Source organism: Aeromonas sp. 603607 (genome assembly GCF_049171595.1).
Lineage (GTDB): Bacteria > Pseudomonadota > Gammaproteobacteria > Enterobacterales > Aeromonadaceae > Aeromonas > Aeromonas veronii.
The window spans coordinates 36,088-57,841 of the sequence record NZ_JAAKOV010000014.1 but is presented as its reverse complement, the minus strand read 5'-3'; the positions used below and the strand labels follow the sequence as shown (position 1 = coordinate 57,841).

At 61.9% G+C, this 21,754-nt stretch carries 21 protein-coding genes; 8 read left to right on the top strand and 13 right to left on the bottom strand.

The features are described from left to right. Positions 1–147 precede the first annotated feature (147 nt). On the top strand, positions 148–1,056 hold the full coding sequence (locus tag G5315_RS14140) for a LysR substrate-binding domain-containing protein (protein WP_236319501.1): 909 nt from the start codon (positions 148–150) through the stop codon (positions 1,054–1,056). A gap of 6 nt (positions 1,057–1,062) precedes the next feature. Here G5315_RS14140 and G5315_RS14135 read toward each other — a convergent pair whose 3' ends face one another. Further along, on the bottom strand, positions 1,063–1,998 hold the full coding sequence (locus G5315_RS14135; protein ID WP_421333248.1) for a LysR substrate-binding domain-containing protein: 936 nt from the start codon (positions 1,996–1,998) through the stop codon (positions 1,063–1,065). A gap of 192 nt (positions 1,999–2,190) precedes the next feature. Here G5315_RS14135 and G5315_RS14130 point away from each other — a divergent pair, with 192 nt between their 5' ends. The 3 genes from G5315_RS14130 to G5315_RS14120 are packed head-to-tail and all read left to right on the top strand — an operon-like array spanning position 2,191 to position 5,109. Beyond that, positions 2,191–2,928 carry an isochorismatase family protein gene (locus tag G5315_RS14130; RefSeq protein WP_421333247.1) on the top strand — a complete coding sequence of 246 codons (738 nt, stop codon included), beginning with the start codon at positions 2,191–2,193 and terminating at the stop codon, positions 2,926–2,928. A 58-nt stretch (positions 2,929–2,986) separates the two neighbouring features. After that, complete coding sequence (locus tag G5315_RS14125; protein ID WP_421333246.1) at positions 2,987–3,886, top strand: pirin family protein; 900 nt, start codon at positions 2,987–2,989, stop codon at positions 3,884–3,886. Next, positions 3,883–5,109, top strand: coding sequence for a CynX/NimT family MFS transporter (locus G5315_RS14120; RefSeq protein ID WP_421333245.1), 1,227 nt, complete (start codon positions 3,883–3,885; stop codon positions 5,107–5,109). The genes G5315_RS14125 and G5315_RS14120 overlap by 4 nt, the downstream gene beginning before the upstream one ends. Before the next feature lie 28 nt (positions 5,110–5,137). Here G5315_RS14120 and G5315_RS14115 read toward each other — a convergent pair whose 3' ends face one another. Next, on the bottom strand, positions 5,138–6,022 hold the full coding sequence (locus tag G5315_RS14115; RefSeq protein WP_421333244.1) for a LysR family transcriptional regulator: 885 nt from the start codon (positions 6,020–6,022) through the stop codon (positions 5,138–5,140). A 101-nt stretch (positions 6,023–6,123) separates the two neighbouring features. Between G5315_RS14115 and G5315_RS14110 the strand changes: the two genes are divergently transcribed. The 3 genes from G5315_RS14110 (at position 6,124) to G5315_RS14100 (ending at position 9,522) form a co-directional block, all read left to right on the top strand. Then, entirely contained in the window at positions 6,124–6,762 is a 639-nt protein-coding gene (locus G5315_RS14110; RefSeq protein WP_421333243.1) for an NAD(P)-dependent oxidoreductase, read from the top strand. A gap of 425 nt (positions 6,763–7,187) precedes the next feature. Beyond that, complete coding sequence (locus G5315_RS14105) at positions 7,188–8,225, top strand: isopenicillin N synthase family dioxygenase (RefSeq protein WP_421333242.1); 1,038 nt, start codon at positions 7,188–7,190, stop codon at positions 8,223–8,225. A gap of 133 nt (positions 8,226–8,358) precedes the next feature. Further along, the gene (locus G5315_RS14100) at positions 8,359–9,522 is read left to right on the top strand and encodes a trans-sulfuration enzyme family protein (RefSeq protein ID WP_421333241.1); all 1,164 of its coding nucleotides are present in this window, start codon (positions 8,359–8,361) and stop codon (positions 9,520–9,522) included. A gap of 109 nt (positions 9,523–9,631) precedes the next feature. Here G5315_RS14100 and G5315_RS14095 read toward each other — a convergent pair whose 3' ends face one another. The 3 genes from G5315_RS14095 to G5315_RS14085 form a co-directional block, all read right to left on the bottom strand. Next, on the bottom strand, positions 9,632–11,296 hold the full coding sequence (locus G5315_RS14095) for an AMP-binding protein (protein ID WP_374995667.1): 1,665 nt from the start codon (positions 11,294–11,296) through the stop codon (positions 9,632–9,634). 98 nt (positions 11,297–11,394) lie between these two features. Next, positions 11,395–11,673 carry a YfcL family protein gene (locus G5315_RS14090; protein WP_005333639.1) on the bottom strand — a complete coding sequence of 93 codons (279 nt, stop codon included), beginning with the start codon at positions 11,671–11,673 and terminating at the stop codon, positions 11,395–11,397. Between the two features lie 99 nt (positions 11,674–11,772). Further along, on the bottom strand, positions 11,773–12,888 hold the full coding sequence (locus tag G5315_RS14085) for an ATP-NAD kinase family protein (RefSeq protein WP_421333240.1): 1,116 nt from the start codon (positions 12,886–12,888) through the stop codon (positions 11,773–11,775). Positions 12,889–13,008: 120 nt separating this feature from the next. Here G5315_RS14085 and G5315_RS14080 point away from each other — a divergent pair, with 120 nt between their 5' ends. After that, positions 13,009–13,737, top strand: a complete 729-nt coding sequence (locus G5315_RS14080) for a TerC family protein (RefSeq protein ID WP_227342667.1) — start codon at positions 13,009–13,011, stop codon at positions 13,735–13,737. 72 nt (positions 13,738–13,809) lie between these two features. Here G5315_RS14080 and G5315_RS14075 read toward each other — a convergent pair whose 3' ends face one another. From G5315_RS14075 to G5315_RS14040, 8 genes are all read right to left on the bottom strand, one after another. After that, positions 13,810–14,298: an OmpA family protein gene (locus tag G5315_RS14075; protein ID WP_227342665.1), complete on the bottom strand. Its 489-nt coding sequence runs from the start codon at positions 14,296–14,298 to the stop codon at positions 13,810–13,812. Positions 14,299–14,323: 25 nt separating this feature from the next. Next, the gene (locus tag G5315_RS14070) at positions 14,324–15,565 is read right to left on the bottom strand and encodes a diguanylate cyclase domain-containing protein (protein WP_421333239.1); all 1,242 of its coding nucleotides are present in this window, start codon (positions 15,563–15,565) and stop codon (positions 14,324–14,326) included. Next, positions 15,562–16,119, bottom strand: coding sequence for a YfiR family protein (locus G5315_RS14065; protein WP_216978930.1), 558 nt, complete (start codon positions 16,117–16,119; stop codon positions 15,562–15,564). Before G5315_RS14065 ends, G5315_RS14070 begins: the two co-directional genes overlap by 4 nt. 188 nt (positions 16,120–16,307) lie before the next feature. Continuing rightward, positions 16,308–17,855, bottom strand: coding sequence for a transcriptional regulator TyrR (gene tyrR / locus G5315_RS14060; RefSeq protein WP_346215966.1), 1,548 nt, complete (start codon positions 17,853–17,855; stop codon positions 16,308–16,310). A 148-nt stretch (positions 17,856–18,003) separates the two neighbouring features. After that, positions 18,004–18,342 (bottom strand): 4a-hydroxytetrahydrobiopterin dehydratase, encoded by a 339-nt coding sequence (locus tag G5315_RS14055; RefSeq protein ID WP_042052889.1) that lies wholly within the window; start codon positions 18,340–18,342, stop codon positions 18,004–18,006. 63 nt (positions 18,343–18,405) lie between these two features. Further along, entirely contained in the window at positions 18,406–19,200 is a 795-nt protein-coding gene (gene phhA, locus G5315_RS14050) for a phenylalanine 4-monooxygenase (RefSeq protein ID WP_266134813.1), read from the bottom strand. A 152-nt stretch (positions 19,201–19,352) separates the two neighbouring features. Beyond that, complete coding sequence (locus tag G5315_RS14045; protein WP_421333238.1) at positions 19,353–20,783, bottom strand: gamma-aminobutyraldehyde dehydrogenase; 1,431 nt, start codon at positions 20,781–20,783, stop codon at positions 19,353–19,355. A 29-nt stretch (positions 20,784–20,812) separates the two neighbouring features. Further along, positions 20,813–21,640, bottom strand: coding sequence for an ABC transporter permease (locus tag G5315_RS14040; RefSeq protein ID WP_227342658.1), 828 nt, complete (start codon positions 21,638–21,640; stop codon positions 20,813–20,815). Positions 21,641–21,754 lie beyond the last annotated feature (114 nt).

Below are 21,754 nucleotides of genomic sequence, written 5' to 3'. Positions count from 1 at the left end.
AATCCTCAACTGACCGCCAGTCAGGTTCACCGCGAGGATACAGAGGCCGATTTTTACAGGTGCAAGAGGTGCCGGAGTCAAGAAGCGCAGCAGGCCACCGCCGACCGCAACCTCAGCGCCATACGCAATCTCACAAGGAGCCATCTTATGGCAGTGCCAAGCAATGCAGGGATAGAGATCAAACACTTGAAAACATTGACCGCGCTGGCCGAGCAGGGCTCGTTGGCCGGTGCGGCGCTGACCCTCAACCTCACCCAGTCCGCCCTCTCCCACCAGCTCAAAGAGCTGGAGACCCGCCTCAATCTGGAGCTTTACCTGCGCAAAAGCCGCCCGCTGGTGCTGACCGCGGCAGGCAGCCAGCTGCTCGCCCTTGCCCGTCAGGTACTGCCCGCCCTGGCCCAAACCGAGAAACAGCTGCAGGCCTTGCAGAGCGGCGATGCGGGAAGGCTGCATTTGGCGCTCGATTGCCACAGTTGCATCCAGTGGCTGCTGCCGCTGTTGCCCGATTTTCGCCGCCAGTGGCCCGGGGTGGATCTGGAGGTGGAGTCAGTGCCGGGCTTTGATGCCATCAATGCCCTGCTCGGCGGCCAGCTCGATCTGCTGCTCACCTCCGATGTGCAGGCCCGCGGCGATCTCCACTTCGAGCCGCTTTTTGCCTTCGATCTGACTCTGGTGATGGCGCCGTATCACCCCCTCTGCCACCAGAGCCGCATCGAGCCGGTCGATCTGGAGCCGGAGGTGCTGCTGGTCTATCCGGTGGAGCGCAGCCGCATGGATATCTTCAGCCGCTTTTTGCAACCCGCCGGGGTGGAGCCCGCCCGCTGCAAGCCGGTGGACAACACATCGGTGATGCTGCAGATGGCCGCCGCTGGCCTCGGCGTCGCCGCCTTGCCGCGCTGGGCCAGCGACGAGTTTGTCAGACAGGGGATGCTCTGCGCCCGACCCCTCGGCAGCGGTATTCGTCGCCATATGTACGGCGCGGTGCGGGCCGCCGATCGGGATCAAGCCTGCCTGCAGAGCCTGTTCGAGCGCATTCGCCGCAAGATGGAGGGATAGCCCTCCTCAGCGTGGCTGACCGACCTCTGCCAGCAGTGCAGGCAACTGCGCCTTGATAAAGTCGATGAGGGCCCTGACCGCCGGTGACAGACCGCGCCGCGCGGGATAGAGCATCACCAGCTTGCCATCTTTGGGACGCCACTCGGGCAGCAGTTGTTGCAGCCGCCCATCCGCCAGCTCATTCACACAGGCGTAAAGTGGCAAGCCCACCATCCCGAGCCCCGCCAGCGCCGCCTGTTTGAGGGTTTGCACATTGTCGCTGCGCAGCAGCACATTGACCGCCACCTCCTCACTCTCCCCACTGTCGTGCCGCAGCCGCAACAGATCGGCCTGACGCTCCAGCGAGCTGAAAAGCAGGGCATCCTCTCCTTCCAGCTGGCGTGGATGCGCCAGCGCATTGTGGCGCGAGAGCCACGCCGGGGTCGCCAGCACGCCCCACTGCACCGTACAGAGCGGCACCTGCACAAGGCTGGAGGGGGGCTGCTCGAAGGCCACCCCGCGGATCACCACATCCAGCCCCTCCTCCAGCAGATCCACCTGCCGGTTGCTGGCTTGCACGGCGAGCCTCACCTTGGGGTATTGCGCCATAAAAGCGGGCAGTAAACGGGCAAGCAGCGCATCGGCAATGGTAATGGGCACGCCGATCCGCACCAGACCGCTCGGCTCCTGCTGCCGTTGCCGCACAGCCGCCTCTCCGGCCTGCGCCTCGGCCAGCATCGCCTGACAGTGGCGATAGAGCACCTCACCGGCATCGGTCAGGCTGAGCTGGCGTGAGGTACGTTGCAGCAGCCGGGTATCCAGCCGCTCCTCCAGCAGCCGGATCCGGCGCGAGATCCGCGACTTGGGTACGCCAAGCGCCCGCGCGGCGGCAGTGAATCCCTGTCGCTGCACCACATGGGTGAAGAGATAGAGATCATTCAAATCAAGTTCCAGTGGTGTCATCGGGCAGCCTTGGTCAGGGTGAGGTGCATTCTTATCGTTCCATTGATGGAACAATAAGAACCTATTTCACCAGATTGTCGCCATTTTTGCAGCCATCATAATGGCCCTGTCCCCATCAGACGGTTGCTGCGCGGGCAATCCGCCCCACCAGCAAGGGCCGTTTGACTGTTCCGATATCACAAGGAGTTCACCATGAAACTGCGACAAATCTGCTCTGCCACCCTGCTCGGTCTGGCGACCCTGACCGCCACGCTGGCCACCACAGCGACACCGGCCATGGCCGCCGAGGCTGCCAGCCATCCGACCGTATCACCCAACCGCTATCTGGAGATGCTCTCCCGAGACAATGCGGTACTGCTGCTGGTCGACCATCAGGTCGGCTTGCTGAGCGGCGTGCGCGACACCACGGTGGGCGAGCTCAAGCACAACGTGGTGGCGCTGGCCAACGCCGCCCGCGCCCTCGGCGTGCCGGTGATCGTGACCGCGACCATGCCCGATGGCATGTGGGGCCCCACCATGCCTGAACTGACCAGTGCCCTGCCGGATGTGAAGGTGATCAACCGCACCGTCATCAACGCCTGGGACGATCCTGCCGTGCGCACCGCCATTGAGAAGACCGGCCGCAAACAGCTGATCATCGCCGGTGTATCCCTCGAGATCTGCGCCAGCTTCCCGGCCCTCTCTGCCAAGGCTGCCGGCTATGATGCCCGGGTGGTGCTCGATGCCTCCGGCACCTTCAACGAAGCCAAGCGCACCACTGGGCTGCAACGCTTGCTGGGGGCCGGTATCCCGGTCACCGACTACGCCTCTGCCGCGGTCGAGATGCTGCGCAGCAACGTCGACCCCAAGGCGCACGATGTCTACAGCGCCCTCGACATGCCTTTCGCTACCCTGGCGTGGCAGATGCAAGAAGGTGCCAAGAAGTCGTAACTCGCCCGCCTTCGGTCAGATGACCGAAGGCATCTTTTATCTTCTGGAGGATCCATTGATGACCAGACGCCTGACTCTCTCCGCCCCCGTCAAGGGCCAACCACTGCGCATTGGCAGCGGCTTTGAAGCACATCATTTTGGCGAACACTTTTTCAACGGTCTGATAGACCCCGTGGTGATGGTGGATCACTTCCAGATGACCGCCCCCACCTTCGAGCCCCATCCCCACGCCGGGATCTCTGCCGTCACCTATCTGTTCGAGGATTCGACGAGCCCCCACGTCAACTACGACACCCTCGGCAATCAGGGCCCCATCGAACCGGGCGCGCTCCACTGGCTGGCGGCCGGGCGCGGGGCCGTACATACCGAGCAGCCGGAAGGGGCATCGCCCTATGTCCACGCCCTGCAAATCTTCGTCAACCTGCCTGCCCGTCAAAAGATGGCGTCGCCTTTTACCGTCCACGCAGACGCAGCCACCATCCCCGAGTTTCATGGCGAAGGGGTGCGAGTACGGGTGGTCGCAGGCCACAGTAACGGGATAACGGCACCACACTCGGCAGAACTGCCCCAACCCTTTACCCTGCTCGATGGCCATTACTCGCCCGGCAGCCGCTTCACCCATCTGCTGGCGGCAGGCTGGAATGCCATGATCTATCCCCTGACCGGATCGCTGACCCTTCAGGCGGAGGGAGAGCGGCACCTCATCCCGGCAGGTCACGGGATGGGTGTCAGCCTCTCTGCCGATGGCGGCGAGGCGGTGGCTCTGCAGCTTGAGGCCACAGAGCCCTGCCACTTCGTGCTGCTCTCAGGCCAGGCACTCAATGAACCCCTGGTCAAACATGGCCCCTTCGTCATGAACAGCCACGACGCCATTGCAGATCGGCTGCATGCCTATCAGCGCGGCGAATTTGGTCAGCTCAACGATGAGTGGCTGCACAACGGCCAATATCGGCCATGAGCACGCTCGCTGGCCACCAGCCACAAAGCACGCGCTGGCCTCTGGTCTTCCTCGCCATTTTTGCCGGTGCCAGCGGCGCCCTCTGCCTTGGCAAAGTGCCCGCCGTACTCGGCATACTGCGCAGCGAGCTGGGGCTGACACTGGTCGAAGCCAGCTATCTCGCCTCAGCTTTCAATACGCTGGCGATCCTCTTCAGCCTCTTTCTCGGCCTGCTGCTGACTCGCTGGAGTGGGCGGCAAACCGGGGTTGTCGGGCTTTTGGTTATCGTCACAGGCGGTGCGTTGGCGCTGCCCGCCACCGGGCTGGCCATGATGCTGCTGTCGCGCATTGTCGAGGGGATTGGCTTTTTGCTGGTCTCGGTGGCCATGCCCGCCTTTATCGTGGCGGTGACCCGGGAGGAGGATAAACGGCTGGCCATAAGCCTGTGGGCGGTCAACCTGCCTCTCGGGGCGGCGGCGGGTATGCTGCTCACCCCCTGGCTCACGGCGCAAGGTGGCTGGCGACTGGCCTGGCTGATCCTGATGGCTCTGCAACTCTCGGCCCAGCTGCTTCTGCTGGCCAGTCGTTCGGCAGATGGGCTGCGGGTCGGGGGGCCCCAAAGCGCGGCTAACGCAGGCCGCCCACACCGCCAGCTCACGGTGCTCCGACAACTGACACTCTGGCGCTACGGGTTGGCGTTCACGCTCTATAGCCTGATGCTCTGGGCGCTCTTTGTCTGGCTGCCAACCATGTTGCAAGGCAGCCCTGGGATTGGCCAAAGCCAGATTGCCCTGCTTTCGGCGCTGGTGGTGGTCGCCAATATTCCCGGCAACCTGATGGGGGCATGGCTGCTGCGCCGGGGCGTGGCGCGAGATCGGCTCATCAGCTGGGCACTGGGCCTGATGGCGCTGTGCGGCATGCTCGCCTTCTCGCTCGGCCTGTCGCCGTGGTGGGCCTATGGATTGTGCCTCGTCCTCTCCCTGGCGGGTGGCATGGCGCCGCCGGCTATCCTCTCGTCAGCACAGGGAGTGAGTCAGGGGCCGGTGCAACTGGCCATCGTGCAGGGATTTTTTGTCCAGCTCGCCAACCTCGGTCAGCTGCTTGGCCCCCTGTTGCTGGCGGCCCTGATGACGGACAACGGCCAATGGGGGAACGCTCGCTGGCTCTTTCTGGGCGGCTTGCTGCTGGCAATCGGACTCTATCTGTGGCGCCGCCAGCCCATTGGCGGGCAAGAGCCCAACTGACAGCTAGGCCAAGCTGCATTGATATGTGTCAGGAAGTGCCTGCGAAGTAGCTGCGTAGCGCCTCCACCACCCGCCGCACCTTCTCCGGGATCTCCCGCTGCGGCGTGATGGCGTGGATCTCCATCGGTGCCACCCGAAAACCGGGCAACAGTTCGAGCAGACGCCCCTGCGCCAGATCCTCGCCAATTTCTCCCTCCGGTTGTAGCGAGACCCCCTGCCCCACCAGCGCAAACTGGCGCAGGGGCAACACGTTATTGCAGAGCACCTTGGCCTTGAACCTCACCCTGTGTTCGCCACCCTTTTCATCCTGCAGCAGCAAACCGTTGCCCAGCATGTCGCCGCAGAGCCAGTCGTGAGTCGCCAGATCGGCGGGCATGCGCGGCGTCCCCTTGCGCGCCAGATAGGCGGGAGCGGCGCAGAGCAGCATCCGGGTCTGCCCCAGTTTGCGGGCCACCAGGGTCGAGTCAGGCAAGGTGCCGACCCGCAATGCCACGTCGATCCGCTCGGCAATCAGATCCCGCTTCTCGTCGTCGGCGATGATCTGGATGGTGAGGCCGGGGTGGGCCTGCAGCAGCGGTGAGAGGGCCAGCGCCAGCGGCTGGCCCGCCATCCCCACCGGGGCAGTGATCCGCACTTCCCCGAGCAGGGCGTCGCGCACCTCGGAGAGGCGCAGCTCGGTCTCGCTCAGAGTCTGCTGCAACGCCCGGCACCCTTGCCACACCACCTCTCCCGCCTCGGTCAGACTGAGACGACGGGTGGAGCGATGGAGCAGGGGCAGTCCGAGCAGGCTTTCGAGCTGACTGATATGCTGACTGACGGCGGAGGGGGTCATGCCAAGGGATTTGGCCGCCCCTGTCATGCTGCCCGCTTCCACCACTGCGGCGAAGATGGCGTAACGTCTGAGCTGTTCCATTATTAAACCCAACTTATAAGTGAATGCATTTTTGAGGTGATTATTAAATCATAAATGGCGGCGTAGGATAGCCCCATTCCAACAGTGAAGGAGAGTTCCCCATGAAGATTGCCCTGATCGGTGCCAGCGGTTTTGTCGGTTCAGCCATCCTGAACGAGGCCATCAGCCGCGGCCATCACGTCACCGCCATCGTCCGCGATGTCAGCAAGGTGGCCGCCCATCCGCAGGTTACCGCCGTGGCGGTGGATGCCCAAAACCCGCAGGCATTGGCCGAGGTGCTCAAGGGGCACGATCGGGTGATCAGCGCCTACAACCCGGGCTGGACCACACCGGATATCTACGACCAGTACCTCAAGGGCGCCAACGCGATCGTCGCAGCAGCCAAAGCGGCCAACAGCTGGCTGCTGGTAGTAGGTGGCGCCGGCAGTCTGGAGGTTGCCCCCGGCGTGCAACTGGTGGATACCCCGGAGTTTCCGGCCGAGTGGAAACAGGGGGCGCTGGCGGCCCGCGACGGTCTCACCGACCTGCGTCGTGAAACCACTCTCGACTGGCGCTTTGTCTCTCCCCCGGTGTTCCTCGAACCGGGCGAGAAGCGCGGCGGCTATCGGATTGGTGGCGATCAGGTGCTCTTTAGCGGCGAACAGCCTGCCGGGATCACCGCCGGTGATCTGGCTGACGGTGTGCTGAACGAGGTGGAAAAACCGGCTCACCAGCGCCAGCGCTTTACCCTGGGTTACTGAGAGCCATCAATCGGTTAAGGCCAGAATGCGCGGTCACTCACCTGTGCTTTCGGTCAGGTGAACACCCGCTCAACCAGAAGGGAGGCATCCGCCTTCCTTCTGTTTTGGCCATTTTCTGTTTTGGTCATTTTTGCCACTGGCAGCTTGCCTCTGGTTATCACTCTCCCCCTCATCGTTGCCCCTTTACCCCGCAATGGCTGCGCAAAAAACCTTCAGCCCATCAGACGCCGAATTCCATTTCGAATTTTGTATATAAATAAGAATAATTTGTTGTTTCCGTCTTGTAACACCGAACAGTAGCATCCCCTTTATCCCAGATGGCGCCACACTGTCGCGCCATCCCGTTTACCGCTTATCAGGTCTGCCAACAGCGGAGGCAGTGCAAGAGATGGCGCCAGAGATAACGAAAGAGTGAGGAGGTGCACATGGAACATTCACCACTACCGATCATCGATCTGGCTGCCCTCAAGGGGGCGCCCGAGGTGCGTCGCCCTATGCTGGCCAGGCTGGCCGCGGCCGCCCGCGATGTGGGCTTTTTCTATCTGGTCGGCCACGGCTTGAGCAAGGTTGAGATGCTAGAGACCCTGGCGCTGGCAGAGCGCTTCTTTGCTCTGCCGGAGCAGGAGAAGTTGGCGGTGCAGATGGTCAACAGCCCCCACTTTCGCGGCTACAACCGGGTCGGTGCCGAGCAGACCCGCCAGCGGCCGGATCTGCGAGAGCAGTTCGATATCATGAACGAAGCGCAAGCCCTGCCTGCGGCGCAGATCCGTGAACCCTGGCAGCGGCTGATCGGCCCCAACCAGTGGCCGACCGCCCTGCCCGAGATGAAAGGCCATCTGCTGGCGTGGCAGGAGCGGCTGAGCGATATCACCCTCACCCTGCTGGCCGCTTTTGCCGAGGTGCTGGAGCAACCGGCCAACGTGTTTGACGACAGCATTCGCGGCGCCCCCTACCAGCACATGAAGCTGATTCACTACCCGGGGCAAGAGACGGGTGGCTGCAGTCAGGGGGTCGGCGCCCACAAGGATCCCGGCTACCTGACGCTGGTGATGCAGGATAATCACTCGGGGCTTGAGGTCGAGACGGCCGACGGCTGGATCTCCGCACCGCCCCTTCCGGGAGCGCTGGTGGTCAATATCGGCGAGCTGTTGGAGCTGGCCTCCAACGGCTATCTCAAGGCGACCCTGCATCGGGTGGTAAGCCCGCCGCCCGGTGTCTCGCGCCTATCCTGCGCCTTCTTTATGGCGGCGCGGCTCGATTCCACCGTGCCCCTGCTCAGCCTCTCCCCCGCGCTGGCAGCGCAGGCGCAAGGGCCGGAGAGTGACCCGACCAATCCGCTCTTCTATCAGGTGGGGGAGAACGTGCTGAAAGGGCGGCTGCGCTCCCACCCGGATGTGGCGGCCCGTCACTATGGGGAACCCGCTCGCCTCCCACGCACAAAGAGCGAAGCGATACCTGCCTAAGCAGTGCAGAGATCCGCAGGCGGGTATATGCATAAGCCACAAGCAGCATGCACACACCCGCGCTGACAAAAACAACAAGCAACAAACAACAAAACAAGTCATGGCCAGAGCCTGGCCATCACGGAGCAACACGATGAAATTCAAGACCATGAGCGTACACAGCGGCCAGCGGATCGACCCCCAGACCGGCGCCCTCACCACCCCGCTCTACCAGAGCAGCACCTTCAGCTACTTCAACGCTCAAGCGGGCAAGGAGCGCTTTGCAGGTCAAGCCCCCGGCTTTATCTACAGCCGCTTTGGCAACCCCACCACCGCCGAGCTGGAGCAGAAACTGGCGGCGCTTGAAGGTGCCGATGAAGCGCTGGTGGTGGCGAGCGGCATGGCGGCAGTGAGCGCCATCATGTATGCCCTGGCCAACAGCGGCGATGAGGTAGCCTATATCGGCCCGCTCTACGGCGGCACCGATGCGTTCCTCAAGCAGACCTTCAGCCGCGCCGGCATCAAGGTCACCGCCTACGAGAGCGATCGCGATCTGCTGGCCAATATCCGCCCCGCCACCAAGGTGGTACTGTTCGAAACCCTGACCAACCCCACCCTCAAGGTGGTGGATCCGCGGCTGGTGGTGGAAGCGGCCCGCAAGGTGGGCGCCATCACAGTGTGTGACAACACCTTCCTCACCCCCTACCTGCTGCGTCCGCTGGAGCTCGGGGTCGATGTAGTGATGCACAGCGGCACCAAATATCTGGGTGGCCACGGCGACATCATCGCCGGGGTGGTGGCGGGCTCTCACGCCCTGATGAAATCGATCCGCACCGTGGCCCTCAAGCATATCGGCTCCCCCATCGGCCCGCAGGAGGCATACCTGCTCCAGCGTGGGGTCAAGACCCTGCCGCTGCGGATGGATGCCCACCTGCACAATGCCCAGAAAGTGGCCGAGTTTCTGGCGGCACATCCGGCGGTGAAGACGGTGATCTACCCGGGGCTTGCCAACCATCCAGGCCACGATGCTCTCAGCGCCTTCGCCAGCGGCTTTGGCGGCATGGTGAGCATCGAACTTGAAGGCGGGTTTGAACGCTGCGCCACCCTGCTCGACAACCTGCAACTGTTCGTGCAGGCGGTGAGTCTGGGGGATCTCGAGAGTCTCGCTTGCCATCCAGCCAGTACCACCCACGCCGCCATGGACGAGGCGAGCCGCCTCGCCGCCGGGGTCAACGACGACCTCATCCGCTTCAGTATCGGAGTGGAAGATGCGGACGACCTGATCGCCGATCTGGCTGCCGCGATGGCGCAGATCTAACCGGGCGCGCTTTTACTCGCCGACAAAACAGCGGCGAGTGAAATGCCCCAAACACAACAACGGCCCATCAAGGGCCGTTGTTGTTTGTTGCGCTATGGAAAGACGGGATTTACTCCTCCCACACCACCACCTGGGATGAGGGCCAGCGATCCCCGACCTGGGCGTACTTTTGCTCCAGCAGGTGACGCTTGATCTTCATGGTGGGGGTCAGCACGCCGTTTTCGATATTCCAGGGAGTCTTCACTACCAGAATGCCGCGAATTTTGGCATGAGATTCCAGCTGATCGTTGACCCGTACCCGCGCCGCTTCCAGTCTGGCGTTGACCTCCTCCCGATTGCCCTTCATGGCGCTCTCGGCCAGCTGCACCAGCGCAATGGGCTGGGGCATGCCATAACCAATCACGCAGAGCTGTTCGATAATGGGCTCCTGACCCAGCAGCCCCTCGATGGGCACCGGCGCCACATACTTGCCCTTGGCGGTCTTGAACACATCCTTCATCCGGCCGGTGATGGTGAGATAACCCTCCTTGTCCAGCTTGCCCATGTCGCCGGTGTGGAGCCACCCCTCGGCATCGATGGCCTCGGCGCTGTGCTCGGGATCCTTGTAGTAACCCAGCATCATCCCTTCGCATCGGCAGAGGATCTCCCCCTCGTCGGAGATCTTGATGGTCACCCCAATCCCCGCCTTGCCGACGGTGCCGATCTTGTCGGCGCGGAACGGGTAGTTGATGGTGGAGTAGGCATGGTTCTCGGTCATGCCCCAGGCTTCAGTCACCTTGAGGCCGATGCTCAGATACCACTCAAGCAGCGCAGGGGAGACCGGCGCGGAGCCGCAGCCGAGTACCCGGGCCTGATCCAGTCCCAACCCCTTTTGCAGCTTGCGTTTGATCAGGCCGGAGATAAGCGGGATCTTGAGCAGCAACTCCAGTTTGTTCTGGGGCAGCTTCTCGTGGATCTTGATGCGGAACATGGCCCACAGACGTGGCACCGAGATAAAGACGGTGGGACGGCAGCGTTTGACATCTTCGATAAAGGTGTCGAGGGATTCGGGGAACGCGATAGTAGCACCGCCATAGAGGCTGCCGCCGTAGATGTAGACCCGCTCGGTAATATGGGCCAGCGGCAGGTAGGAGAAGCCCCGATCGGCCTGGCTCAGGCTCACCGTCTCCACCAGCTTCTCGCACGACCAGGCGTAACGCTCGACGCTCAGCATGGCCCCTTTCGGCTTGCCGGTGCTGCCGGAGGTGTAGACCAGACTCAGCAGGGAGTCAGGGGCCTGCACCGGGCTGTCAGGGATCGGCTCATGCGCCTCCAGCAGATCGTCCCACTGGTGGCTGGCTGGCATGGTGTCATAGGGGAAGGCGATGCGCAGCAGATCGTCGGGTACGCCAGCCTCCTGACTCTTCCAGTCATCCAGCTTCCCGACGAAGATCGCTTTGGCCTCGCTATGGCGCAGCACATATTCGATGGTGTCGACGTTGGCGGTCGGGTAGATGGGCACGCTCACATACTGCCCCATCTGCATCGCCAGATCGGCGATAAACCACTGGGCGCAGTTCTTGGAGAGCAGCGCCACCTTGTCACCGGCCACCAGACCGAGGTGACGCAAGGCCGTCACCATCCGCCGCGCTTCATCGGCCACTTCACCCCAGGTGAAATCGACATATTCGCGGTTGATGGTTTGACGCAGGTAGGTTCGATCAGGACACTGCCGCTCCCAGTGATAGAGCATCTCGAGCGGCAGTTTATTGGCAATACGTGAGGAGGAGGCCATAGTTTAATCCCTGAAACAAAAGGCGAAACTTATTATTAACCTTTCACTAACTTCAGGGGAAGGATAAACTCAAACTTCAGTTTGAATTGTGTATCCGATCAAGCTTCTGCATCTTGTTGCAAACGACTCCACATCGCCTGCACCAGTTTTTCATCCTCTTCAGAAAGCTCACCTTGCAAGATCGCCTCGTTGAGGCTGCGCAGCACATAGCTCTTGACGTCCCGCACCAGGGTCTTGCCTTCCAGCTCGGCCCGGGCAACGGCCAATGAGATATGACCTCGCAGGTAACCCCCCGCAAACAGCTCATCGTCGGTCGCGGTGGCAACCATGCTGTCGATCAGTCCCAACAACTTGTGCTCAAAATCGTGAATCGTCATGTAACGCAGCCTCATTTGCGGCAAAAAATTCGGGGGTATGGAACCGCAATCCGGTTGATTGCAGCTCTCTGGCGCCAGGCCAGCAGCGTCCTTGGCGTCCTATTCCGGGTTGGCCACCGGGTAGATGACCTGATCCTTGTATCCCGTGGTTATTCGCAGATAACCACGCAACGCCCGGTTTAATTCGGGATCATCGGTGTCCACCAGCAGCGGCCTGCCCGCAAGGGCGGCAAGCTTGGCTTTGGTTGCCAGCACCTGGATATTGTCCAGCCCGACACACCGAATCACCTCAGGACTCAATTGCTGATTTCCGCGCCCGAACAGATGTCCCTGTCCGCCGATCAGGGTAATGATCAGTCGGCAGCGACGGCCGCGGATCCGGGTCAGGATCTCGGCGGCGCTGAGATCCTGCCCGATAAGTCGGCCATTTTCCACCAGATCCACACCGAGCAAAGTATTTTCCAGACCGAGCTCTGCCATACAGGCTGCCACCGTGCTGCCGGAGCCCATCAGATAGAGGGTATCGGGCTCCATCTGCTCCACCACACCGGCGGCGAGATCCGCCAACACCAGCTCTTCGGACTCCTTGCCCCCCTGTTTTACCGCCTGTACGTAACGCAGATCGCCGGGCACCTTCAGCTGGCCGTAGTGGCGGGCCCGCACCTTGCCCGCGCGAAACGCCTCCTCGTCGATGTCGCGCACCTCGGCATCGATCAGGCTGAGCAGTTCCCCTGCGATCATCCGCGCCACCACCCGCCCGCTGGCGGCAGGCGTCACCCCATAGACGCCGGAGTGGATCTTGCACCCCGCCGGAATGCCAAGCACATGGCAGGACTCCCCCACCGCGGCGCAGATATCCCGCGCCGTGCCATCGCCACCGGCAAACAGCAGCAGATCGACCCCGGCTTCGCACATCAGCTCTGCAGCGTGGCGGGTATCGTCAGCCGAGGTGCTCTCCCCGACCGGTTGATAGATGACCCGACAGGGTAGTCCCAGAGATCGGGCTACCGTCTCCCCCATCTCTCCCGCCACCGTCAGCAGTTCGAACGGGATGCTCAGCTCGCACAGTGGCAACAGAGCTTGCCGCGCTCGATCTTGTGCTCTGGGCACGGCACCACGAGCAAGCGCCTCATCCACCACGCCGTCACTCCCCTTGAGCCCCACTGCGCCGCCAATCCCGGCGACCGGATTAATAATGAACCCTAATCGAAACATGCCTGCCTCCCTTGCGATGGCCCCCATTTTTATCTTTTCGCCCCTCTGGGACAAGCAGTGGCACCCCTGCTAGAATTCGCATCTTCAATTTTCCAACCAATGTTCAATCAAGGTTCAATCATGCTGGAATGGGTTCTTGATCCCTCCGCCTGGGTCGCTCTCGCTACCCTTACCCTGCTCGAAATCGTGCTGGGCATCGACAACATCATCTTTATCTCCATCCTGGTAGGTCGCCTGCCGGAGGCTCAGCGCCAAAAAGCGCGCATTCTGGGTCTGGGGCTCGCCATGGGCACCCGGATCCTGTTGCTGCTCTCGCTCGCCTGGGTGATGCGTCTCACCGAACCGCTCTTCACCGTGCTGAACGAGGCTATCTCGGGCCGCGATCTCATCCTGCTGCTGGGTGGTCTGTTCCTTATCGGCAAGAGTACCCACGAGATCCACGCCACTCTGGAAGGCGCCGCCGAGCCGGAGAGCGTCAGCAAAGCGGCCTCGGGCTTTATCAGCACCCTGATCCAGATCGCCATTCTGGACATAGTGTTCAGCCTGGACTCGGTGATCACCGCGGTCGGCATGGCCGATCACGTGCCGGTGATGGTGCTGGCCATCATGATTGCCGTCTTCATCATGATGTTTGCCGCCAAGTCTATTGGCGATTTCGTCGATGACCACCCCACCATCAAGATGCTGGCCCTCTCCTTCCTCACCCTGGTGGGGTTTGCCCTGATGGCGGAGGGGATGGATCTGCACATACCGAAAGGCTACATCTACTTCGCCATGGCCTTCTCGCTGGTGGTGGAGATGATCAACATCCGCTTGCGCAAGCACAGCGAGGTCGACACAGGGAAGTAGTGTCGCCGGATCAAAAAGAGCGCCTCTCGGGGCGCTCTTTTGTTATGCACACGGCATGCTGCCGGATAGAGATCACTGGTTGGCAATCACAATGGCAACCCGGCGGTTTTCTGCTCGTCCGGCTGCGCTCTTGTTGTCCGCAACCGGGGCCGTCTCACCGCGGCCACGGATCTCAAGATTGGCGGGCATCATCCCCACCGAGATCAGCACATCTGCCACCGATTGGGCTCGTTTCAGAGAGAGCTGCTGGTTGTAGCTGCTCTCGCCCGTATTGTCGGTATGGCCATCCACCCTCGCCTTGTCGAGCCCGACCCCAAGCAGGGCCTTGCCCAGTTTTTCCACTATCAGCCGGGTCTGCGGATTGAGTTCACCCACATTGTTGGCAAACAGCACCCGGTTGGCCAGATCCAGTGTCCAGCCCTCATCGGTCAGATAGAAACCTTGCTCCTTCAATACTGCCAGCTGTTCCGGGGTCAACCCCCTGGGGGTGCTCTGACAACCCGCCAGCAGAGAGAACAACAGGCCCAGCACGACAGCCTTGATGGAGAGGGATAGTTTCATTGTTATGACTCCTTTACACCTTGACTCACGCCGATTTGGCGGCCTCAACCTCCTCACGGCGTGTACGTTTTGCCAAATACATGGCTTTGTCTGCCAGCTCGCACAGATCGCTGGCGCGGGTCCCGGGTTGATGGATGGCAAAACCGATGCTGACCCCTGCCACCAGTTGCTTTCCATCCCGCAATACCACAGGATCACTCATCGCCTGCTGAATGCGGTCGATCACCTCTTCCACATCCTGCCCCAGATGCACAGGTGTCAGCAGTATGGCGAACTCATCCCCCCCCAGCCGGCAGACCAGATCTCCGGGGCGCAGCTGATGCTGTACCCGCCGGGAGAGGGTCACCAGCACATCGTCACCGGCGTTGTGCCCCAGCGTGTCGTTAATCTGTTTGAAACGATCGCAATCGAGATAAAGCAGGGCGAACGGGGCCCCCCCCTCGCTTACCTCGCCAATGGCATGCTCGAGGCGAGCTTCGAATAACGCCCGGTTGGGCAACCCGGTCAGCGCATCATGGGTCGCCTGGTGGAGCAGACTGGCGTTCTCCCGCGCCTGATGAGCCTGCCAGGCTTGCAGCTCATCCAGCAGGGCGTTGAAATCCTCTCCCAGTTCATTGAGCTCGACGATATCGGCCGGTGGCGCCCGCATCCCCAGGGTGCGCTGTCGACGCACCGAGTGGGCGACCTGTGCCAGTTGTCGCAGTGGCGAGGTGATCGCGACCTGCATCCGTCCGGCGACATAGAAGGCGCCCATCACACTCAACACCAGGCAAACCACCATCACCAGCAGCACCGAGAGCAAGAACAGCAACAGATACTCGCCATGACCGCGCAGCTCTATGGTGGCAATCAGCTCACCGCCCCGCAGCATGGGATAGGTGACCGGCCCCGGTAACAGCAGGCGGGCAAGATAATCTTCGACTGTGGCCAGCGGATTGCTGACGGGACGAACCCATTTAGCGAGCTGTTGACCATTGGCCAGCACGATACTGGCTTCGGCCACCTCCTCATGGGCGACAATACCGCCAAGCGCCTCGCTCGCTGCCTCTTCATCGTGGAACACCACCGCAGCCTCGGCGCTGTAGCTGATGGCGCGGGCCACCAGCTCCAGATTGTGATCGGCGTAGAAGCGTACTACCAGCAAAGCAACCAGGGTAAAGAAGAGTCCCGCCACGCTGACGGCCGTGATGGCGGCCACCAGATGGGTTCGCCCCAGGCTCTGACGTAGGGTCGGACGACGGGGATCCGCGCTGACCTGTCGTCTCATGGGACCCCCTTGTCGGCACGGGCCAGCTTGAGCACAGCGGGATGTACTCGTACGCCGCTCAGGGCCAGGGCATCGAGGTTCACTTTAAACCGCACTCGCACGCTGTCCGGCGAGGTCTGCAGGCAGAACACCGAGCTGGTGGAACAGTCGTGGTTGTATTCGCTGATGCTGAGCACTGAATGACCCTGCAAGCGCGCAAACAACGCAATCCGGGTCGGCTCGTCGACGACGCCGAGATAGAGCACATCGCAATTATCACTGATGGCCGGATCACTCGCGTCGTAGCGATTGACCTGCACGGCACGGCCATTGGCCTGACGATCGATGGTAAAGAGGGCTCCGGCATACTCCGTCGGCGCCGCCACACACAGGCGCAGCACCGCAGGCTCGGTGGGCCAGCGAGTGTAACTCAGGATATCGAGCACCAGCTCTCTGACCGCCGTCGCCCGGCTCTCTGCGGCCGTTTCCGCCAGCGCGTGAGGCAACAGCAGACCAAACCCTAACAGCAAGGGCGCCAGGCGAGCGGCGAAACGGGGAGAAAAGAGTAACAGCATGATCGGGAAGTGGCCGCCTTGACAACACCGCTGCAGTGGCATAGCGGTTCGGGTACATGTATCCAGATAGTAAGTTGGTGGACACTGGCCTGACAAGTCTCCCGAAGCCCTCCCGCCCGGAAGCCGTGTAAAGAAAACAGAGAGCCCGTCTGGTGACGGGCTCTCTGTTGGCTGGCATCCGGAACAACTTACTTCTTGCTGATGCCATATTCCCGCAGCTTGTTGGCGATGGCGGTATGCGACACGCCCAGGCGTTTGGCCAACTGACGGGTCGACGGGAAGGCGGGATAGAGCCGGGCCAGCAGCTGGCTCTCGAAGCGCTTCACCGCATCGTCGAGATTCCCCTCAAACCACTCGTCGATCAGCGGCATGGTATCGGCCGCCACCGGCAGGTCGATCTGCTCGGGCCCCAGCTCATCCCCTTCCAGCAGTGTCATGGCGCGGTAGAGACAGTTGCGCAGCTGACGCACGTTGCCCGGCCAGCGGTAGGCGGTCAGGTAGTCGGCCATGTTGCGGGTAAAGCGCGGACGGGGTCGCTGCAACTCGCTGGCAAAGCGGGAGACAAACTGCTGGGCCAGCACCATGATGTCTGCCTTGCGCTCGCGCAGGGGGGGCAGCGCCAGACTGAGCACGTTGAGGCGATAGTAGAGATCCTCGCGGAAGGTTCCTTCGTGCACCAGATCCAGCAACTGCTTCTGAGTGGTGCAGATGAAACGCACGTTGACCTTCACCTCCTGCTCGTCACCGACCCGGCGGAACACCCCATCCTGCAACACCCGCAAAAACTTGGTCTGCAGATGGGGAGACATGTCGCCGATCTCGTCCAGCATCAGGGTGCCGCCGCTCGCCAGCTCCAGCACGCCGCGCTTGCCCTCGGTGTTGTTGCCAAATGCGCCGGGGGCATAACCAAACAGCTCGCTCTCGGCCACGTTATCGGGCATGGCGGCGCAGTTGAGGGCCATAAAGGGGTGGCTGGAGCGCAGGCTGGCCCCGTGACAGGCGCGGGCCAGCAGCTCCTTGCCGGTGCCGGTCTCGCCGACGATCAGCAGCGGCGCGTCCTGCATCGCCAGTTTGCGCGCTTGCGACAGCACCTCTTTCATCTTGGGACTCTCGGCCTGCAGATGCTCGAAGCCCCCCACTTCCACCGCATGGAGCGCGCTGAAGTGCAGGCCGACCCGACGGGCAGATTTGAGCACCACCACGGCACCGGCCAGCGCCTGCTTGCCGCGGGCTTCTGCCACGAACAGCGGCATCAGATCTGCCAGATACTCTTCGCCATTGAAACTGAGCTTGCAGGTCTGCGGCTTGATCTCGCTCGCCTCCAGCCAGCGGGTGAAGGAGAACCCCTTGACCAGCGAACCGAGCGCCACGCCGCGCACCTCCTCCACCGGCAAGCCGAGGGTGGTGAGGGCAGACTGGTTGGCCTGGGTCACCTTGCCCTTGCTGTCGAGGGAAAAGACCAGATCCGGCAGCGCCTTGAGCAGCGCCTCGATCTCGTGGTGCTCTCGCTCGGAAGGCATGTAAGGGATGGTCTTGACGTCGTAGACGCCGGAAATGCGGCGGATCTCCGGCATCAGGTGCTGAAAATCACTGAACTCCAGCTCGGGAAAGTTGAGATAGATGATGCCTGAGGTATCGATTTCGATGCCGCGCAGATCGATATTGTGCTCCACCAGGCGGTCGAGCAGTTCCCGGGTCAGGCCCAGGCGGTCTTCACAGCTGACTTCAAGACGCATTCGGGACACACTTCCTAGCTAACTCTATGAATGAGCGGATAATACAGTCTCGATCCCCCCAGTGCGAGCGCCAGCCCATAAAAATGCGGGCCCGCCCCGCTTTCGCAGGCAGGCCCGGGTCAACCGATGACGCTGGTGTGGGGCGCCATTACCGGAGCAACTGATCGGTACGCGCCGCCATGATGAAGTCGTTACGATGCAAGCCGCCGATCTTGTGGGTCCACCAGCTGACGGTCACCTTACCCCACTCGGTCAGAATGGCCGGATGGTGGAACTCCGCCTCCGCCAGCTCGCCCAGGCGGTTGGTAAAGGCCAGCGCCTCCTTGAAGTTGCGAAACGTAAATTCCCGTCGCAGTTGCAGCGCCCCCTCCTCCACCAGCGGCTGCCAGTCGGGAATAAGCTGCATCAGCTCGCGCAGCTCCTCATCGCTCACCTTGGGGGCATCGGCGCGACACGCTTCACACTGTTGGCTGGCCAGTTCGGACATGGGTTACTCCTGCTTGAATTAATGAAAAATTAATGAAAATGAAATAGGGTTGTTTGCTTTTGGTCAGCTCGCCTGTTTGCCAGCGGCAACCTCAAAACGTGGCGGATAGAGGCCAAGCCGACTGGCCTCGGCCAGAGCAGCCATGATCTCCTCCCCGGTCAGCTGGTAGAGATGATCGAGACTCGGCAGCACAAAATAGGTGGGCTGCATGATGTCGATGCGATACGGGGTGCGCAGCATAGTCAGTAGATCGAAGGGTTGCAGCAGCGGCTTGCCGGAAAGGGCATAAGCTGTCTCGCCGATGGAGGAGAGAATGCCGCCACCGTAGATACGCAGCCCGTCAGGTGTCGCCAAGAGGCCAAACTCCACGGTGAACCAGTAGAGCCGCGCCAGAAAAACCCGCTGCTCCTTGCTCGCCTGCTGCCCCAACTGACCGTAGAGGTGGGTGAAGTGGGCAAAGGCCGGATTGGTCAGCATGGCGCAGTGGCCGAAGATCTCGTGAAAGATATCCGGCTCTTGCAGGTAGTCGAGCTCGTCCCGGCGCCGGATAAAGGTGGCCACCGGAAACTGGCGATTGGCCAGCAGGGCGAAGAAGCGATCGAACGAGATAAGCGCGGGCACCGCCGCCACCGACCAGCCGGTCGCAGGCTGCAAGACGGCGTTGATCTCGGCCAGCTGGGGGATGCGATCACGGGGCAGCCCCAGTCTGTCGAGACCGGCCAGATATTCGTTACACCCCTTGCCATCGAGGGCGGCGAACTGGCGTTCGATCAGGATCTGCCAGGTGCCATGCTCCTCGTTGCTGTAGTGGATCACCCCGTCAGCATCCGGCTGGTGGGCGGTGTAGAAGGTTGCCATAGCGGTTCCATCCTCTGGCGCCACATCAGGCGCCTTGCCGTTTCATCACGGCTTCACTGTAACGAAATGGCAACAAAAAAAGCAGCCGACCCATGAGTCGGCAGCCTGAAACAGTTGTAAATAAATTGTGACAACCCGCTAACCAATCCCCACTACAGCTTGACCATGATATGGCGCGGCACCGTGTAATCCTCCAGCGCATAGAGGGAGAGATCCTTGCCGTAGCCCGACATCTTCATGCCGCCGTGGGGCATCTCGGAGGTGAGCATGAAGTGGGTATTGATCCAGGTGCAACCATATTGCAGGTGGCTGGCCACCTTGCTGGCGAGGCTCAGATCTTTGGTCCAGACCGACGAGGCGAGGCCATAGTCCGAGTCGTTGGCCCACTGCACCACCTGCTCGGCATCGTTGAAACGGGTCACCGACACCACGGGGCCAAACACCTCGCGGCGCACGATCTCATCCTCCTGCCGGGCCCCGACAATCAGGGTCGGCTCGAAGAAGAAGCCGTTGCCGGGACGGATCTTGCCCCCCGCCGTCACCTCCACATGACCGCTGCTCTGGGCCCGCTCGACAAAGCTGGCGACCCGGTTGCGCTGTCTGTCCGAAATAAGCGGCCCCATCTCCACACCCTCCTCGTACTGGCTACCCACCTTGATGGAGGCCACCGCCTCGGTCATGGCGGCGACAAACTTGTCGTAGATCTTGCCCTGGGCATAGATACGGCAGGCGGCGGTGCAGTCCTGGCCGGCGTTATAGAAACCGAAGGTGCGAATGCCTGCCACCACCGCCTCCATATCCGCATCGTCGAAGATGATCACCGGCGCCTTGCCCCCCAGTTCAAGGTGGGTGCGTTTCATGGTGCGGGCGGCGCTTTGCAGGATCTTCTGGCCGGTGGCGATATCGCCGGTGAGCGACACCATCCGCACCAGCGGGTGCTCCACCAGCGGCGCCCCTACACTCTCGCCCCGCCCGCAGATGACGTTGATAACGCCACGGGGGAAGATCTCGCTGGCCAGCTCCGCCAAACGCAGCGCGGTGAGCGGGGTCTGTTCGGAGGGTTTGAGCACCACCGTATTGCCCGCCGCCAGCACCGGCGCCATCTTCCAGGCCGCCATCATCAGCGGGTAGTTCCAGGGGGCGATACTGCCCACAACACCTATGGGATCACGGCGGATCATGCTGGTGTGCCCCTCGAGATACTCTCCCGCCAGCGGCCCTTGCAGGCAGCGGGCCGCCCCGGCAAAGAAGCGGAAGCAGTCCACCACCGCGGGCAGCTCGTCGTTGAGCACTGCCAGATAGGGTTTGCCGCAGTTGAGAGATTCCAGCGCCGCAAACTCCTCGGCGTGGCGCTCGATGAGATCCGCCAGACGCAGCAGCAGGTTGCTGCGGCTTGCCGGGGTGGTGCGGCTCCACTGGGCGAAGGCGCGCTGGGCACCGTTCACCGCCCGGTTCACCTGTTCGAACGAGGCTTCGGGCACGGCGGCGATCTGTTCGCCGTTAGCCGGGTTGAGAATGGGTTCGGCCTGCCCCTCGCCGGTCACAAACTGGCCATCAATCAAGAGTTGGGTTGAGAGTTTCATGGTTGCATCCTTGCGCACGCGTTGAGTCATCATTTGCCACTGCCAGCGACATCATGGGTGTCGCGAGTAAGGTAGTAGGCAAGCAAAATGGGGATAGTGGTGAAGGCCACTATGATGAGGGCCACCACGTTGGTGACCGGCCTGTCTCGGGGACGGATCAGCTCCTGATACATCCAGATGGGCAGCGTGGTCTGCTGGCCCGCCGTAAAGGTGGTGACGATCACTTCGTCAAAACTCAGGGCAAAGGCCAGCATGCCCCCCGCCAGCAGCGCCGTGGCCAGATTGGGCAGGATCACGTAGCGCAGGGTCTGGAAGCCGTCGGCCCCGAGATCCATCGACGCCTCGATGAGGCTCTGGTTGGTGCGGCGAAAACGGGCCAGCGCATTGTTGTAGACCACCACCACACAGAAGGTGGCGTGGCCGATAACGATGGTCCAAAAGCTGAACGGGATCTCCATCAAGCCGTAGGCCGAGCGCAGCGCGATACCGGTGACGATACCGGGCAGCGCGATGGGCAACACCAGCAACAGCGACACCACCTCCTGACCGAAGAAGCGGCTGCGGGCAATGGCCCCTGCCGCCAAGGTGCCGAGGATCATGGCCGCCAGTGTCGCCAGCCCCGCGACCTCCAGTGACAGCTGGATGGCACGCCACACATCGGGGCGATTGAGGGTCACCTCGAACCACTTGAGGGTGAGCCCGGGAGGCGGAAACTGGTAACTCTTGCTCTCGCTGGTGAAGGCGTAGAGGAAGATAAACAGAATGGGAAAGTGCAGGAACAGAAGGCCACCGATGGCGGCGTACTTGAGCAGACCCGAAGGGCGCTCTCCCTGACTGCTCACTGAGCTAGCTGACATGAAGGCCTCCTTGCTGCCGGTTCAAATCGATAGGGTCAAAGCGCATCAAAAGCCCCCTGCCGTTTGACGGTCGTCGGTTGATAGCCATGATCAGGCTGGGCACCCGAGGAGATA